The organism is Citrobacter sp. ABFQG, from assembly GCF_004322975.1.
GTDB classification, from domain to species: Bacteria; Pseudomonadota; Gammaproteobacteria; order Enterobacterales; family Enterobacteriaceae; genus Citrobacter; species Citrobacter freundii.
Genome location: NZ_CP036435.1, coordinates 739,791 through 755,978 on the forward strand (window position 1 = coordinate 739,791; position 16,188 = coordinate 755,978).

Consider the following 16,188-nt stretch of genomic DNA (forward strand, 5'->3'; position numbering starts at 1 on the left):
TAACGTCGTCAGAAAAACGAATAAAAAAATATCTTGTGTCATTTGCAAATTCTATGGTAACTCTTTAGGTATTCCTTCGAACAAGATGCAAGAAAATACAAAAATGACAGCCCTTCTACGAGTGATTAGCCTGGTCGTGATTAGCGTGGTGGTGATTATTATCCCACCGTGCGGGGCTGCACTTGGACGAGGAAAGGCTTAGAAAACAAGCCTTAACGAACTAAGACCCCCGCACCGAAAGGTCCGGGGGTTTTTTTTGACCTTAAAAACATACACGAGGAGCAGAAAGTGAACGGTAGCATAAAATTCTGTTTCTCAAGATTTACGGCGGGGATGTAACTATGAATGGGGCACAGTGGGTGGTACATGCGTTGCGTGCACAAGGGGTTCAAACCGTCTTTGGTTATCCTGGTGGCGCAATTATGCCGGTTTACGATGCGTTATATGACGGCGGCGTAGAACACCTGTTGTGCCGACACGAGCAGGGCGCGGCAATGGCAGCAATTGGCTATGCCCGTGCGACCGGTAAAACCGGCGTGTGTATCGCCACTTCCGGACCTGGTGCTACCAACCTGATCACGGGCCTTGCCGATGCGCTGTTAGATTCAGTTCCTGTGGTGGCGATCACCGGCCAGGTGGCATCATCTTTCATCGGAACGGATGCGTTCCAGGAAGTGGACGTTCTGGGTATGTCTCTGTCCTGCACCAAACACAGTTTCCTGGTGCAGTCACTGGAAGAGCTGCCGCGCATCATGGCTGAAGCTTTTGCTGTGGCGAATTCCGGTCGTCCGGGGCCGGTTCTGGTTGATATCCCGAAAGACATCCAATTGGCCAGCGGTACGCTGGAGCCGTATTTTACGACAGTCAAAAACGTAGAGGTTTTCCCGCACGCTGACGTTGAGCAGGCGCGTAAAATGCTGGCACAAGCGCAGAAACCTATCCTGTACGTAGGTGGCGGCGTTGGTATGGCGCAGGCGGTCCCGGCCCTGCGTGAATTTATCGCGGTAACCCAAATGCCGGTCGCCTGCACGTTGAAGGGGCTGGGCGCAGTAGAGGCTGACTACCCATACTATTTGGGTATGTTGGGAATGCACGGCACTAAAGCGGCAAATTTCGCGGTGCAAGAATGTGATTTACTGATTGCAGTGGGCGCGCGTTTTGATGACCGGGTAACCGGCAAGCTGAATACCTTCGCACCAAACGCCAGCGTGATCCACATGGATATCGACCCTGCGGAAATGAACAAGCTGCGCCAGGCGCACGTAGCATTGCAGGGTGATTTAAATTCTCTGCTGCCGGCATTGCAGCAATCGCTGAAGATTGACGCATGGCGTCAGCATAGTGCTGAACTGCGCACAGAGCATACCTGGCGCTATGATCATCCCGGTGAGGCTATCTACGCGCCACTGTTGTTGAAGCAGTTGTCCGATCGCAAACCCGCGGACAGCGTAGTGACAACGGATGTTGGCCAGCATCAGATGTGGTCGGCGCAGCATATGACCTACACCCGCCCGGAAAATTTTATCACCTCGAGCGGCCTGGGCACGATGGGCTTTGGCTTGCCAGCAGCGGTTGGCGCGCAGGTTGCTCGCCCGAACGATACGGTAATCTGTATCTCCGGTGACGGTTCCTTCATGATGAATGTACAGGAGCTCGGCACCGTAAAACGCAAGCAGTTGCCGTTGAAGATAGTTTTACTCGACAACCAGCGGTTAGGCATGGTGCGACAATGGCAGCAGCTGTTTTTCCAGGAACGTTATAGCGAAACCACCCTTACCGATAACCCCGATTTCCTCATGTTGGCCAGTGCCTTCGGCATCCCAGGTCAACACATCACCCGTAAAGACCAGGTTGAAGCGGCACTCGACACCATGCTGAACAGCGAGGGGCCATACCTGCTTCATGTCTCAATCGACGAACTTGAGAATGTCTGGCCTCTGGTACCGCCAGGTGCCAGTAACTCAGAAATGCTGGAGAAATTATCATGATGCAACATCAGGTCGCCGTTGAGGCTCGGTTCAATCCGGAAACGTTAGAACGTGTTTTACGCGTGGTACGCCATCGCGGTTTTCAGGTGTGCTCCATGAATATGGAAGCCGCTAGCGATGCGCAGAATATAAATATCGAATTGACCGTTGCCAGCCCCCGGTCGGTCGACTTACTGTTTAGTCAGTTAAGTAAACTGGTAGACGTTGCACATGTTGCTATCTGCCAGAGCACAACCACATCACAACAAATCCGCGCCTGAGCGCAAAAGGAAGAAAAATGACGACGAAAAAAGCTGATTACATTTGGTCTAATGGCGAGATGATTCGTTGGGAAGACGCTAAGGTTCACGTGATGTCCCACGCGCTGCACTACGGTACTTCTGTATTTGAAGGCATCCGTTGCTACGATTCTCACAAAGGGCCGGTGGTGTTCCGTCATCGCGAACATATGCAGCGTCTGCGTGATTCAGCCAAGATCTATCGTTTTCCGGTTTCTCAGAGCGTTGATGAGCTGATGGAAGCTTGCCGTGAGGTGATTCGTAAAAACAATCTGACCAGCGCCTATATCCGTCCGCTGGTGTTTGTTGGCGACGTGGGGATGGGCGTTAACCCGCCAGCGGGATACACCACTGACGTGATCATCGCTGCGTTCCCGTGGGGCGCTTACCTTGGTGCTGAAGCGCTGGAACAGGGGATCGACGCGATGGTTTCTTCCTGGAACCGCGTTGCGCCGAACACCATCCCTACAGCGGCTAAAGCGGGCGGTAACTATCTGTCTTCGCTGCTGGTGGGTAGTGAAGCGCGTCGTCATGGCTATCAGGAAGGCATTGCCCTGGATGTGAATGGTTACATTTCTGAAGGCGCGGGTGAAAACCTGTTTGAAGTAAAAGACGGCATTCTGTTTACCCCGCCGTTTACCTCTTCTGCACTGCCGGGTATCACCCGTGACGCGATCATTAAGCTGGCGAAAGATCTCGATATCGAAGTGCGTGAGCAGGTGCTGTCCCGTGAATCGCTGTACCTGGCCGACGAAGTGTTCATGTCCGGTACCGCGGCCGAAATCACCCCAGTACGCAGCGTCGATGGTATCCAGGTGGGCGAAGGCCGCTGCGGTCCGGTCACCAAACGCATCCAGCAGGCCTTCTTTGGCCTCTTCACTGGTGAAACGGAAGATAAATACGGCTGGTTGGATCAGGTTAATCAATAAACATAAATTTGGGACGGCACGCACCGTCCCAATTATTAGACAGACGGGAGTTAATCAAGCATGCCTAAGTATCGTTCTGCTACCACCACCCACGGACGCAATATGGCGGGTGCCCGCGCACTGTGGCGCGCCACCGGGATGACCGATGATGATTTCGGTAAACCGATTATCGCTGTGGTGAACTCTTTTACCCAGTTTGTGCCGGGTCACGTCCACCTGCGCGATCTCGGTAAACTGGTTGCCGAACAAATCGAAGCCTCAGGCGGCGTGGCGAAAGAGTTCAACACCATTGCTGTGGATGATGGTATCGCCATGGGGCACGGTGGCATGCTGTATTCACTGCCGTCGCGCGAGCTGATCGCCGATTCAGTGGAGTACATGGTTAACGCCCACTGCGCCGATGCGATGGTCTGTATCTCTAACTGCGACAAAATCACCCCTGGGATGTTAATGGCCTCTTTGCGCCTGAATATTCCGGTGATCTTTGTTTCCGGCGGTCCGATGGAAGCCGGGAAAACCAAGCTCTCTGACCAAATCATCAAGCTCGACCTGGTTGATGCGATGATTCAGGGCGCTGACCCGAAAGTCTCCGACTCACAAAGCGAGCAGGTTGAACGTTCCGCCTGTCCAACCTGCGGCTCCTGCTCCGGAATGTTCACCGCCAACTCGATGAACTGCCTGACCGAAGCGCTGGGCCTGTCGCAGCCGGGTAACGGTTCGCTGTTGGCGACTCACGCCGACCGTAAAACGCTGTTCCTTAACGCGGGTAAACGCATCGTCGAGCTGACCAAACGCTATTACGAGCAGGATGATGCCTCCGCCCTGCCGCGCAACATTGCCAGTAAAGCGGCGTTTGAGAACGCCATGACGCTGGATATCGCCATGGGCGGCTCCACCAACACCGTTCTGCACCTGCTGGCGGCCGCACAGGAAGCGGAAATCGACTTCACCATGAGTGATATCGACAAGCTGTCCCGCAAAGTCCCACAGCTGTGTAAAGTGGCGCCGAGCACGCAGAAATACCATATGGAAGACGTGCACCGCGCAGGCGGCGTACTGGGTATTTTAGGCGAACTGGATCGTGCCGGACTGCTGAACCGCGACGTGAAAAACGTGCTGGGTCTGACTCTGCCGCAAACGCTTGATCGGTATGACGTGATGTTGACCAAAGACGACGCGGTGAAAAAAATGTTCCGCGCCGGACCGGCGGGCATCCGTACCACCCAGGCGTTCTCGCAGGACTGCCGTTGGGATACGCTGGATGACGACCGCGCTGAAGGCTGCATCCGCTCGCTGGAACATGCTTACAGCAAAGACGGCGGTCTGGCAGTCCTGTACGGTAACTTTGCGGAAAACGGCTGTATCGTAAAAACTGCAGGCGTGGATGACAGTATCCTGAAATTCACCGGCCCGGCAAAAGTGTATGAAAGCCAGGACGATGCGGTTGAAGCAATCCTCGGCGGTAAAGTGGTGGCTGGCGACGTGGTTGTCATTCGCTACGAAGGGCCGAAAGGCGGGCCAGGCATGCAGGAAATGCTCTACCCAACCACCTTCCTGAAATCGATGGGCCTCGGCAAGGCTTGTGCGCTGATTACCGATGGTCGTTTCTCCGGCGGTACTTCGGGGCTTTCCATCGGTCACGTTTCTCCGGAAGCGGCCAGCGGCGGTAATATCGCGATTATCGAAGATGGTGACATGATTGCCATCGATATCCCGAATCGTGGCATTCAACTGCAACTGAGTGATGCGGAAATCGCTGCGCGCCGTGAAGCGCAGGAAGCTCGCGGTGACAAAGCCTGGACGCCAAAAGATCGTCAACGTCAGGTCTCCTTTGCACTGCGCGCCTATGCCAGCCTGGCAACCAGTGCCGACAAAGGTGCGGTGCGCGATAAGTCGAAGCTCGGGGGATAATGACCATGGCGGATTCACAACCTCTATCCGGTGCTCCTGAGGGCGCTGAGTATCTCAGAGCGGTACTGCGTGCGCCGGTATACGAAGCGGCACAGGTAACGCCGCTACAGAAAATGGAAAAGCTCTCTTCGCGCCTCGATAACGTCATTCTGGTGAAGCGCGAAGACCGTCAACCCGTTCACAGCTTCAAGCTACGCGGTGCCTATGCCATGATGGCGGGCTTGACCGAAGAGCAAAAAGCGCATGGGGTCATCACTGCATCGGCGGGTAATCATGCTCAGGGTGTCGCGTTCTCTTCTGCGCGCTTAGGCGTGAAGGCGCTGATTGTCATGCCAACGGCTACCGCCGATATCAAAGTCGATGCCGTTCGCGGCTTCGGCGGAGAAGTGCTGTTGCACGGCGCGAATTTTGATGAAGCCAAAGCCAAAGCGATTGAACTGTCACAGCAGCAGGGTTTTACCTGGGTTCCACCGTTTGATCATCCGATGGTGATTGCCGGGCAGGGCACGCTGGCGCTGGAGCTGCTCCAGCAGGACGCTCATCTCGATCGCGTATTCGTGCCTGTTGGTGGTGGCGGATTAGCGGCAGGTGTTGCGGTGCTGATTAAACAGCTGATGCCGCAAATCAAAGTGATTGCCGTGGAAGCGGAAGATTCGGCCTGCCTGAAAGCAGCGCTGGATGCTGGTCATCCGGTGGATCTGCCGCGTGTGGGTCTCTTTGCCGAAGGCGTAGCGGTGAAACGTATTGGCGATGAAACCTTCCGTCTGTGCCAGGAATATCTCGACGATATTATCACTGTCGATAGCGATGCTATTTGTGCGGCAATGAAAGACCTGTTCGAGGATGTACGTGCGGTGGCTGAGCCTTCCGGGGCGCTGGCGCTGGCGGGGATGAAAAAATACATCGCCCAGCATAATATTCGCGGCGAGCGTCTGGCGCATGTTCTTTCCGGCGCTAACGTTAACTTCCACGGCTTGCGCTACGTTTCCGAACGTTGCGAGCTGGGGGAACAACGTGAAGCCCTGCTGGCGGTGACCATCCCGGAAGAGAAGGGAAGTTTCCTGAAGTTCTGCCAGCTTTTGGGTGGCCGTTCGGTAACGGAGTTTAACTACCGCTTTGCCGATGCGAAAGACGCCTGCATTTTTGTCGGTGTACGCCTGAGCCGTGGGCTGGAAGAGCGTAAGGAAATCCTGCAACTGCTCAACGAGGGCGGCTACAGCGTGGTGGATCTGTCTGATGACGAGATGGCGAAGCTACACGTGCGCTATATGGTCGGTGGACGTCCGTCGAAACCCTTACAGGAACGTCTGTTCAGCTTTGAATTCCCCGAATCACCAGGGGCGTTGCTCAAATTCCTGCATACCCTGGGGACGCACTGGAATATTTCATTGTTCCACTATCGCAGTCACGGTACCGACTATGGTCGCGTACTGGCGGCGTTTGAGTTGGGGGAACACGAGCCTGATTTCGAAACGCGGCTGAACGAACTGGGCTATGATTGTCACGATGAAACGCATAACCCGGCGTTCAGGTTCTTCCTGGCGGGTTAACAACAGCCATTAAAAAAGGGTTCATGTAAAAACATGAACCCTTTTTGCTACTGTATCAGCAGATTACAGCGTGATAACGTCGAATTCGACTTCGGTGTTCACGTCAGCGTCGTAGTCCACGCCGTCGAGACCAAAACCGAACAGGTTCAGGAATTCCTGCTTGTAGCCTGCATAATCGGTTTCTTGCGCCAGGTTTTCGGTGGTGATCAGCGGCCACAGGTCGCGACATGCTTGCTGAATGTCATCACGCAGTTCCCAGTCATCCATACGGATACGCTGGTTGTCATCAAGCGCCACTTTGTCACCGTACAGGCTGGTGGTCATCAGACGGTTGATTTGCTCGATACAACCTTCATGAATCCCCTGTGCTTTCATCAGCTTGAAGACCATGGAGATGTACAACGGCATCACTGGAATGGCGGAAGACGCCTGAGTGATAACGGACTTCAGTACGGCAACGTTCGCGGAACCGTTCAGCGGAGCCAGCTGGTTACGCAGTTCGCCCGCGGCGCGATCGAGATCTTCTTTCGCTTTGCCCAGCGCGCCGTGCCAGTAGATTGGCCAGGTCAGGTCGGTACCGATGTAGGAGTAGGCTACGGTTTTCACGCCGTCAGCCAGCACGCCCGCTTCGCTCAGCGCGCCCATCCACAGTTCCCAGTCTTCGCCGCCCATGACGGTGACGGTGTTCTGAACTTCTTCTTCGGTTGCCGGCTCAATGCTGGCGGTGATGATCTGATCTTTGTTGGTATCGATCGCTTTAGAGGTGTAAACCTCACCGATTGGCTTCAGCGCAGAACGGACGATTTCACCGGTTTTCGGCATTTTACGCACTGGGGAAGCCAGTGAGTAAACCACTAGGTCAATCTGACCCAGGTCTTCTTTTATCAGTTTGATCACTTCATCACGGCATTCGTCAGAGAACGCATCGCCGTTGATGCTTTTGGAGTACAGACCTTCACGCTTAGCTGCTTCATCGAAGGCGGCAGAGTTATACCAGCCTGCGGAACCCGGTTTGGTATCCGTGCCCGGTTTTTCGAAAAATACGCCGATAGTGGCGGCTCCGCTGCCAAAGGCGGCAGAAATTCTGGAAGCCAGACCGTAACCGGTGGAAGCACCGATCACCAGCACGCGGGACGGGCCGTTCTCGATTTTCCCGTTCTGCTTAACATACTCGATCTGCTTTTCCACGTTGACTTTGCAGCCAGTCGGATGGGTCGTTGTACAGATGAATCCACGAATTTTTGGTTTGATTATCATAATGATGGCTAATTAAGTTTGTATTTTCGCTGTCAAGTGCGCAATGACACCGTCTGTTCTGGCCTGCTTAACGCGATGGTTAACAAGCCCCCCACTACAATGGATCACGACATTATACAGAAAAGGAGCGCCAATACTGAATCTACCACTGATTTTAGGCCTGACGCTGGCGCTAGTCGGCAGATTTACGTTCCAGAACAATCTTCCAGAACGCGTCGATCAGCGGTTCATGCAGCCGCTTTTTCGGCGCGCAGACGCCCAGTTCGAACGGCGTTTTCTCGTCGCTGCGTTCTAAAATCATCACGCGGTTACGTACCGGCTCCGGGCTGTTTTCCAGCACCACTTCCGGCAGCAGCGCCACGCCGCAGCCCAGCGCCACCATTGAGACCATCGCTTCATGACCGCCTACCGTAGCGTAAATCGATGGGTTGCTGATTTTGTGACGGCGGAACCACAGCTCAATGCGGCGGCGGACCGGCCCCTGGTCGGCCATGATAAAAGGCACCGTCGACCAGTCGGGTTTCTCGACGGAAACCTGATTACGCACCGGGCAGGGCAGCGCCGGGGCGATCAGCACCACCGTCAGATTCTCCAGCATCGAGAACGCTACCGCGCCGGGCAGTGTCTCGGGCTTACCGGCAATCGCCAGATCGGCTTCACCAGTGACCACTTTGTCCATCGCATCGGCGGCGTCGCCGGTGGTGAGCTTGATTTCAACCGACGGGTGTTCAGCGCGGAAGCGATCAAGTATCGGTGGCAGGTGGCTGTACGCGGCGGTGACGGAGCAGAAGATATGTAACTCGCCTGACAGCGACGGCCCTTGCTGATCGAGGGTGTGGCGCAGTTGCTGGTATTGCAGCAGCGTCTGTTGGGCGAATACGCGCAGCTCTTCGCCCGCTTCGGTCAGCGTGACCGTGCGGTTATCGCGCACAAACAGCGGCTGGCCGAGATCTTCTTCCAGGCGCTGAATCTGGCGCGAAAGCGTGGAGGGGCTGACGTGCATTGCCCGTGCGCTGCGGCCAAAGTGGCGACTTTCAGCCAAATGCAGGAACATTTTCAGATCGCGTAAATCCACAGACGAACCTCCGATTTTCTACGTTGCATAAATTGCAATGTGATGTTGTGAATATATCAATTTCCGCAATAAATTTCCTGTTGTAATGTGGATTCAATCTCGCAAATACAAATCTGCGAACCGAATAATAAGCACCACAACACAACATCACGGAGTACACCATCATGGCTAACTACTTTAATACACTGAACCTGCGCCAGCAGCTGGCACAGCTGGGTAAATGTCGCTTTATGGGCCGCGACGAATTCGCCGATGGTGCGAGCTACCTTCAGGGTAAAAAAGTGGTCATCGTCGGCTGTGGCGCTCAGGGTCTGAACCAGGGCCTGAACATGCGTGACTCCGGTCTGGATATCTCCTACGCACTGCGTAAAGAAGCCATTGCTGAGAAGCGTGCTTCCTGGCGTAAAGCGACCGAAAACGGCTTCAAAGTGGGTACCTACGAAGAGCTGATCCCGCAGGCTGACCTGGTGGTTAACCTGACGCCAGACAAGCAGCACTCCGACGTTGTACGTTCGGTACAACCGCTGATGAAAGATGGCGCGGCGCTGGGCTATTCACACGGCTTCAACATCGTCGAAGTGGGCGAGCAGATCCGTAAAGACATCACCGTTGTGATGGTGGCACCGAAGTGCCCGGGTACTGAAGTTCGTGAAGAGTACAAACGTGGCTTCGGTGTACCGACCCTGATCGCCGTTCACCCGGAAAACGATCCGAAAGGCGAAGGCATGGCGATTGCCAAAGCCTGGGCTGCGGCCACCGGTGGTCACCGTGCGGGCGTGCTGGAGTCCTCCTTCGTTGCGGAAGTGAAATCTGATCTGATGGGTGAGCAGACTATCCTGTGCGGTATGCTGCAGGCAGGTTCTCTGCTGTGCTTCGATAAGCTGGTGGAAGAAGGTACTGACCCGGCATATGCTGAAAAACTGATTCAGTTCGGCTGGGAAACCATCACCGAAGCGCTGAAGCAGGGCGGCATCACCCTGATGATGGACCGTCTGTCTAACCCGGCGAAACTGCGTGCTTACGCGCTGTCCGAACAGCTGAAAGAGATTATGGCGCCGCTGTTCCAGAAACACATGGACGACATCATTTCCGGCGAATTCTCTTCCGGCATGATGGCTGACTGGGCTAACGACGATAAGAAACTGCTGACCTGGCGTGAAGAGACCGGTAAAACCGCGTTCGAAACCGCCCCGCAGTTTGAAGGTAAAATCGGTGAGCAGGAGTACTTCGATAAAGGCGTTCTGATGATTGCGATGGTGAAAGCGGGCGTTGAGTTGGCGTTCGAAACCATGGTTGATTCCGGCATCATCGAAGAATCTGCTTACTACGAATCACTGCATGAATTGCCGCTGATCGCGAATACCATCGCCCGTAAGCGTCTGTACGAAATGAACGTGGTTATCTCCGATACCGCAGAATACGGCAACTACCTGTTCTCTTACGCTTGCGTACCGCTGCTGAAAGAGTTCATGACCACCCTGCAGACCGGCGACCTGGGCAAAGCGATTGCCGAAGGTGCGGTAGACAACGCGCAGCTGCGCGACGTGAACGAAGCAATCCGTAGCCACGCTATCGAGCAGGTTGGTAAGAAACTGCGCGGTTACATGACCGATATGAAACGCATTGCCGTTGCTGGCTAAATAGGATGTCGGGTGGCGCTTGCGCTTACCCGACCTACGCACAGCAGATGTAGGCCGGATAAGGCGTAGCCGCCATCCGGCAAAAAAATCCCGGCGCCTGAACGCTCCGGGATTTTTTATTAGTTACGGTACAGTACTTTAATGATGTGGTAACCAAACTGAGTGTGCAGCGGGCCGGTTGGCTCCAGCACTGGGCAGGAAAAGACCACTTTGTCGAACGCCGGAACCATCTGGCCCTGACGGAATTCACCTAAATCACCGCCGCGTTTTCCTGATGGGCAGATAGAGTGTTTCTTCGCCAGCTTGCCGAAGTCTGCGCCGTTTTTAATCTGTTCCAGAAGATCCAGTGCCAGTTTCTCTTCTTTAACAAGGATATGCACTGCTGCTGCTGTTTTTGCCATGATCGTGCCTTGAGTGGGGTGGTTAAGGCTGGCTATACTACCACGCTGTTATTCTCCCCTCCCGACTTTCATGAGTGACCCTTTATGCGTTTGAACCCCGGACAACAACAAGCCGTCGAATTCGTCACCGGACCTTGCCTGGTGTTGGCGGGAGCGGGTTCCGGCAAGACGCGTGTTATCACCAACAAAATCGCCCATCTGATCCGTGAATGTGGTTATCAGGCACGCCATATTGCGGCCGTGACCTTTACCAATAAGGCTGCGCGCGAGATGAAAGAGCGCGTGGCGCAAACGCTGGGTCGTAAAGAGGCGCGTGGGTTGATGATCTCCACCTTCCACACCCTGGGACTGGATATCATTAAGCGTGAATATGCGGCGCTGGGGATGAAGTCTAACTTCTCGTTGTTTGACGATACTGACCAGGTGGCCTTGCTCAAGGAACTGACCGAAGGGCTAATCGAAGACGATAAGCTTATCCTCCAGCAGTTGATCTCGACGATCTCCAACTGGAAAAACGATCTGATGACTCCGGCACAGGCGGCAGCCAGTGCAAAGGGTGAGCGCGATCGTATTTTTGCCCACTGCTATGGTCTGTATGACGCGCATATGAAGGCGTGTAACGTCCTCGATTTTGACGATCTGATCCTGCTTCCCACGCTACTGCTACAGCGCAATGAAGAAGTGCGTGAGCGCTGGCAAAACAGAATCCGCTACCTGCTGGTGGATGAATATCAGGATACCAACACCAGCCAGTACGAGCTGGTGAAGTTGCTGGTAGGTAAACGCGCGCGCTTTACCGTCGTGGGCGATGACGATCAGTCGATCTACTCCTGGCGCGGCGCCCGTCCACAGAACCTGGTACTGTTAAGCAAAGATTTTCCGGCTTTGCAGGTGGTGAAGCTGGAGCAAAACTACCGTTCATCAGGTCGCATCCTGAAGGCGGCGAACATCCTTATTGCGAACAATCCACACGTCTTTGAAAAGCGACTCTTTTCCGAGTTGGGTTACGGTGCTGAACTGAAGGTACTGAGTGCCAATAATGAAGAGCACGAAGCGGAACGCGTGACCGGGGAATTAATTGCCCATCATTTTGTGAACAAGACGCAGTATAAAGACTACGCCATCCTGTATCGCGGTAATCATCAGTCGCGCGTGTTCGAAAAGTTTCTAATGCAGAACCGTATCCCGTACAAAATTTCCGGCGGAACGTCGTTCTTCTCGCGTCCGGAGATTAAAGATCTGCTGGCTTATCTGCGCGTGCTGAGCAACCCGGATGACGATAGCGCATTTTTGCGGATCGTAAACACGCCAAAACGTGAAATCGGCCCGGCCACGCTGCAAAAGTTGGGGGAATGGGCGATGACACGTAATAAAAGCCTGTTTACCGCCAGCTTTGATATGGGGCTTAGCCAGACACTGACCGGGCGCGGGTATGATTCTCTGACTCGCTTTACGCACTGGCTGGGGGAAATTCAGCGTCTGGCGGAGCGTGAGCCGGTTGCCGCTGTGCGCGATCTTATCCACGGTATTGATTACGAATCCTGGCTGTATGAAACCTCGCCGAGCCCGAAAGCGGCTGAAATGCGTATGAAAAACGTCAATACGCTGTTCAGTTGGATGACGGAGATGCTGGAAGGCAGTGAGCTGGAAGAGCCAATGACCCTGACCCAGGTTGTTACCCGCTTTACCCTACGCGACATGATGGAACGTGGAGAGAGTGAAGAAGAGCTGGATCAGGTGCAATTGATGACACTGCATGCCTCAAAAGGGCTGGAGTTCCCATACGTGTTTATGGTGGGAATGGAAGAAGGATTTTTGCCGCACCAGAGCAGTATCGATGAAGACAATATCGATGAAGAACGTCGTCTGGCTTATGTAGGGATTACGCGTGCACAAAAAGAGCTCATCTTCACGCTATGTAAAGAGCGTCGTCAGTATGGTGAGCTGGTGCGTCCGGAACCGAGTCGTTTCCTTCTGGAGCTGCCACAGGATGACGTTATCTGGGAGCAAGAGCGAAAAGTGGTGAGCGCAGAGGAGCGGATGCAAAAAGGGCAGGCCAGCATCGCTAATATTCGGGCAATGATGGCGAAAGCTAAAGCGAAGTAGGTATTTTATGGGCCGGATATATGTAAGCACTATCCGGCAACCAACATCTAATGAACGTCCAGCGGCCAATGGACATAGCTTTGCCACTGGCTTTCCTGATCGATTAACTCTTTACCCAGCGGATGATGTTCCAGCCAGCCTTCTGGTAGAGTGACCGTCAGGTGCTCGTTTCTTGCATCCAATTGAATTTCCGGCACAAGATCGTCACGGCGACGACTGGCGAAGATGATCGCCAGGCGTAGCAAACGACAAAGATGCTCCGCGATGCGCGGTGGCACTGCGTTTTGCTGGTGGAGCGAAGAGAGATCGACGGGATTGGTCTGGTTGAGTAACAGCGTCGCTAGCAGTTTCTTTTGCGCAGGGGTAAAACCCGGGAGATCGAGATTGCGCACCAGATAAGCGGCATGCTGTGGTGCCTGTTTAAAATCAACGCTTAGGCCAATTTCATGCAGCTGACAGGCACTAATCAGTAATTCGCGGCTAATCGGTTCAAGATGCCACTTTTTTTCTACCTGATCGAGAAATTTAGTCGCTAAATTGGCAACGCGATGTGCTTGCTCTGTATCGACCATAAAGCGACGCTGGATATTGCGTAATGTGCGGCTACGAATATCCTGATCCACCGCCAGATGCAGCATACCGTAGACCAGACCTTCACGTAATGCGCCGCCGGCCAGGGTCATGCATTGAATGTTCAGTTCGGTGAAAATAGCAATCAGAATGGCCAGCCCGCTGGGGAAAACCAGCGCACGTTCCAGCGTTAACCCTTCGATTTCCAGCTCTTCCAGACGACCGCAGTGAATGGCGCGCTGCTTAAGCTGCTGAAGTTTGGCCAGCGTAATGCGCTCATCCATGCCCTGCGCCATCATGATTTCCTGCAACGCCTGGACGGTGCCAGAGGCACCAACGCAAACTTTCCAGCCATGAAAACGCAGTTTGTCGGCGACCGGGCGCAGAACTTCGCGAGCCGCTTTCTCGGCCTCGTCAAAGTTTTCCTGTGCCAGATTACGATCGGTAAAATAGCGTTCGAGCCAGGTGACGCAGCCCATTGACAGGCTGAACAGGGAAGTGGTTTGCGCGCCAGAACCTGTAACCAACTCTGTGCTGGCCCCGCCAATGTCGACGACCAGACGCTGATCTGCGCCGCCGGTAGTGTGGGCCACACCTTGATAAATCAGGCGCGCTTCTTCTTCACCGCTAATCACTTGGACAGGGCAGCCGAGGATCTCTTGCGCTTTAGCAATAAACACATCGGCATTTACGGCGATGCGTAATGTTGCCGTGGCGACCACGCGGATTTGTGGATGCGGGATATCCTGCAGACGTTCTGCAAACAGGCGCAAACATTGCCAGCCGCGCTCCATTGCTTCAACAGAGAGCTCGTTGTCACCGTTGAGTCCAGCAGCCAGACGCACTTTGCGTTTGATACGAGTGAGCGTCTGGATGCTTCCTGCCACCTCGCGTACAACCAGCATATGAAAACTATTTGATCCGAGATCGATTGCCGCATACAGCGAAGTAGAATTCATACACTTCATCCTTCAACCTGTATCTGTGTTGGCTGCGTTCTCTCACCCGAATCACTTACTAAAGTAGGTTCATCAGGATTCGTTTTCTTGCCGCCTTGATACAGGCTGAATGATTTTGTGTATGGCATAACTTTTCTTAACCTGAACGACGACGATTACGCGGAGCACCACCGGTACGGCGTGGGCCATTGCCTGTGCGCGGGCGCGTTAAGCGCAAAGGCTTCGGCAGATCGGTCATCAGCGCATCCGGGTTATATTTGCTGACCGGAATCGAGTGGCCGATATAGGTCTCAATTGCGGGTAAATTCAGCGCGTACTCTTCACAAGCGAGGCTGATAGAGTGACCGCTTGCACCAGCACGACCGGTACGACCAATACGGTGAACGTAATCTTCACAGTCATCCGGCAGGTCATAGTTAAATACGTGCGTTACGGCTGGGATATGCAGACCACGTGCAGCAACATCCGTCGCAACGAGAATGTCGATATCGCCACGGGTGAATTCATCGAGGATTCGCAGACGTTTTTTCTGCGCCACGTCACCGGTCAGCAGACCGACACGATGGCCGTCTGCAGCAAGGCTGCCCCAGATATCTTCACAACGATGCTTGGTGTTAGCAAAAACAATGGCGCGATCTGGCCACTCTTCTTCAATCAGCGTTTGCAGCAAACGCATTTTCTCTTCGTTGGAGGGGTAGAAGAGCTCTTCTTTAATGCGATGGCCAGTTTTCTGTTCCGGTTCGACTTCAACGTACTCAGCGTTATTCATTTGTTCGAACGCCAGTTCGCGAACGCGATAAGAGAGGGTTGCAGAAAACAGCATATTCAGACGTTGGGTGGTTGGCGGCATACGACGGAACAGCCAACGGATATCTTTAATAAAGCCCAGATCGTACATACGATCGGCTTCATCCAGCACCACGACCTGAATCGCGCCCAGATTAATGTGGTTCTGTTTTGCATAGTCGATAAGACGACCGGTCGTGCCGATAAGAATATCGACGCCGCTTTCCAGCACTTTCAGCTGTTTATCGTAACCGTCGCCGCCATACGCCAGGCCTAATTTCAGACCAGTGGTCTGTGCCAGCGGCTCGGCATCGGCGTGGATCTGCACGGCTAACTCACGCGTTGGCGCCATAATTAACGCACGCGGTTGGTTCACCTTGCGATCGGCAATCGCGGGATGAGAGAGAAGATAATGAAACGTTGACGTCAGGAACGCCATCGTTTTTCCGGTACCGGTTTGCGCCTGCCCGGCAACATCACGACCAGCCAGCGTTAGCGGCAGCGCGAGGGCCTGAATGGGCGTGCAGTTATGAAAGCCTTTGTTTTCAAGGGCTTCTATCACCTTTGGGTGCAGGGCGAAGTCGGAAAACTTCTGTTCTGTTAAATGTGTTTTGCTCATAGTGTGGTAGAATATCAGCTTACTATTGCTTTACGAAAGCGTATCCGGTGAAATAAAGTCAACCTTTAGTTGGTTAATGCTACATCAACACGTCGTTGATTAATGCTACACCAATGCAC

At 53.9% G+C, this 16,188-nt stretch carries 13 protein-coding genes; 8 read left to right on the plus strand and 5 right to left on the minus strand.

Going from position 1 to position 16,188, the window contains the following annotated elements; genetic code table 11:
* Positions 1-103 precede the first annotated feature (103 nt).
* The 6 genes from ilvL (at position 104) to ilvA (ending at position 6,656) form a co-directional block, all read left to right on the plus strand.
* Positions 104-202 carry an ilv operon leader peptide gene (ilvL, locus tag WN16_RS03685; RefSeq protein WP_001311244.1) on the plus strand — a complete coding sequence of 33 codons (99 nt, stop codon included), beginning with the start codon at positions 104-106 and terminating at the stop codon, positions 200-202.
* Between the two features lie 139 nt (positions 203-341).
* The gene (ilvG, locus tag WN16_RS03690) at positions 342-1,988 is read left to right on the plus strand and encodes an acetolactate synthase 2 catalytic subunit (RefSeq protein ID WP_003841174.1); all 1,647 of its coding nucleotides are present in this window, start codon (positions 342-344) and stop codon (positions 1,986-1,988) included.
* Positions 1,985-2,248: an acetolactate synthase 2 small subunit gene (ilvM, locus tag WN16_RS03695; RefSeq protein ID WP_003018017.1), complete on the plus strand. Its 264-nt coding sequence runs from the start codon at positions 1,985-1,987 to the stop codon at positions 2,246-2,248. The genes ilvG and ilvM overlap by 4 nt, the downstream gene beginning before the upstream one ends.
* Positions 2,249-2,265: 17 nt before the next feature.
* Positions 2,266-3,195 (plus strand): branched-chain amino acid transaminase, encoded by a 930-nt coding sequence (locus tag WN16_RS03700; protein ID WP_003018014.1) that lies wholly within the window; start codon positions 2,266-2,268, stop codon positions 3,193-3,195.
* Positions 3,196-3,255: 60 nt separating this feature from the next.
* On the plus strand, positions 3,256-5,106 hold the full coding sequence (gene ilvD, locus WN16_RS03705; protein WP_003844609.1) for a dihydroxy-acid dehydratase: 1,851 nt from the start codon (positions 3,256-3,258) through the stop codon (positions 5,104-5,106).
* Positions 5,107-5,111: 5 nt separating this feature from the next.
* On the plus strand, positions 5,112-6,656 hold the full coding sequence (gene ilvA, locus WN16_RS03710; protein ID WP_044702245.1) for a threonine ammonia-lyase, biosynthetic: 1,545 nt from the start codon (positions 5,112-5,114) through the stop codon (positions 6,654-6,656).
* A gap of 63 nt (positions 6,657-6,719) precedes the next feature.
* Here the strand turns inward: ilvA and fabV are convergent, their stop codons facing one another.
* Together fabV and ilvY are read right to left on the minus strand one after the other, a co-directional pair.
* Positions 6,720-7,913: an enoyl-ACP reductase FabV gene (gene fabV, locus WN16_RS03715; RefSeq protein ID WP_003844612.1), complete on the minus strand. Its 1,194-nt coding sequence runs from the start codon at positions 7,911-7,913 to the stop codon at positions 6,720-6,722.
* Between the two features lie 172 nt (positions 7,914-8,085).
* Entirely contained in the window at positions 8,086-8,988 is a 903-nt protein-coding gene (gene ilvY / locus WN16_RS03720) for an HTH-type transcriptional activator IlvY (protein ID WP_003018003.1), read from the minus strand.
* A 164-nt stretch (positions 8,989-9,152) separates the two neighbouring features.
* Here ilvY and ilvC point away from each other — a divergent pair, with 164 nt between their 5' ends.
* Positions 9,153-10,628, plus strand: coding sequence for a ketol-acid reductoisomerase (gene ilvC, locus WN16_RS03725; RefSeq protein WP_003018001.1), 1,476 nt, complete (start codon positions 9,153-9,155; stop codon positions 10,626-10,628).
* A gap of 119 nt (positions 10,629-10,747) precedes the next feature.
* Here ilvC and ppiC read toward each other — a convergent pair whose 3' ends face one another.
* The gene (gene ppiC, locus WN16_RS03730) at positions 10,748-11,029 is read right to left on the minus strand and encodes a peptidylprolyl isomerase PpiC (protein WP_003017999.1); all 282 of its coding nucleotides are present in this window, start codon (positions 11,027-11,029) and stop codon (positions 10,748-10,750) included.
* Between the two features lie 84 nt (positions 11,030-11,113).
* On the opposite strand from ppiC, the gene rep reads away from it, so the two are divergent.
* Positions 11,114-13,135 (plus strand): DNA helicase Rep, encoded by a 2,022-nt coding sequence (gene rep / locus WN16_RS03735; protein ID WP_003829018.1) that lies wholly within the window; start codon positions 11,114-11,116, stop codon positions 13,133-13,135.
* A 47-nt stretch (positions 13,136-13,182) separates the two neighbouring features.
* On the opposite strand, the gene gppA is transcribed toward rep, so the two are convergent.
* Together gppA and rhlB are read right to left on the minus strand one after the other, a co-directional pair.
* A complete protein-coding gene (gene gppA, locus WN16_RS03740) occupies positions 13,183-14,664 on the minus strand; it encodes a guanosine-5'-triphosphate,3'-diphosphate diphosphatase (RefSeq protein WP_003017996.1) in 1,482 nt (493 codons plus the stop codon).
* 136 nt (positions 14,665-14,800) lie between these two features.
* A complete protein-coding gene (gene rhlB / locus WN16_RS03745) occupies positions 14,801-16,069 on the minus strand; it encodes an ATP-dependent RNA helicase RhlB (protein WP_003017994.1) in 1,269 nt (422 codons plus the stop codon).
* Between the last annotated feature and the right edge of the window lie 119 nt (positions 16,070-16,188).

Coding starts and splice junctions, on each gene's coding strand:
- ilvL (WP_001311244.1), top strand. CDS start 104: ATGACAGCCCTTCTACGAGTGATTAGCCTGGTCGTGATTAGCGTGGTG.
- ilvG (WP_003841174.1), top strand. CDS start 342: ATGAATGGGGCACAGTGGGTGGTACATGCGTTGCGTGCACAAGGGGTT.
- ilvM (WP_003018017.1), top strand. CDS start 1,985: ATGATGCAACATCAGGTCGCCGTTGAGGCTCGGTTCAATCCGGAAACG.
- WN16_RS03700 (WP_003018014.1), top strand. CDS start 2,266: ATGACGACGAAAAAAGCTGATTACATTTGGTCTAATGGCGAGATGATT.
- ilvD (WP_003844609.1), top strand. CDS start 3,256: ATGCCTAAGTATCGTTCTGCTACCACCACCCACGGACGCAATATGGCG.
- ilvA (WP_044702245.1), top strand. CDS start 5,112: ATGGCGGATTCACAACCTCTATCCGGTGCTCCTGAGGGCGCTGAGTAT.
- fabV (WP_003844612.1), bottom strand. CDS start 7,913: ATGATAATCAAACCAAAAATTCGTGGATTCATCTGTACAACGACCCAT.
- ilvC (WP_003018001.1), top strand. CDS start 9,153: ATGGCTAACTACTTTAATACACTGAACCTGCGCCAGCAGCTGGCACAG.
- ppiC (WP_003017999.1), bottom strand. CDS start 11,029: ATGGCAAAAACAGCAGCAGCAGTGCATATCCTTGTTAAAGAAGAGAAA.
- rep (WP_003829018.1), top strand. CDS start 11,114: ATGCGTTTGAACCCCGGACAACAACAAGCCGTCGAATTCGTCACCGGA.
- gppA (WP_003017996.1), bottom strand. CDS start 14,664: ATGAATTCTACTTCGCTGTATGCGGCAATCGATCTCGGATCAAATAGT.
- rhlB (WP_003017994.1), bottom strand. CDS start 16,069: ATGAGCAAAACACATTTAACAGAACAGAAGTTTTCCGACTTCGCCCTG.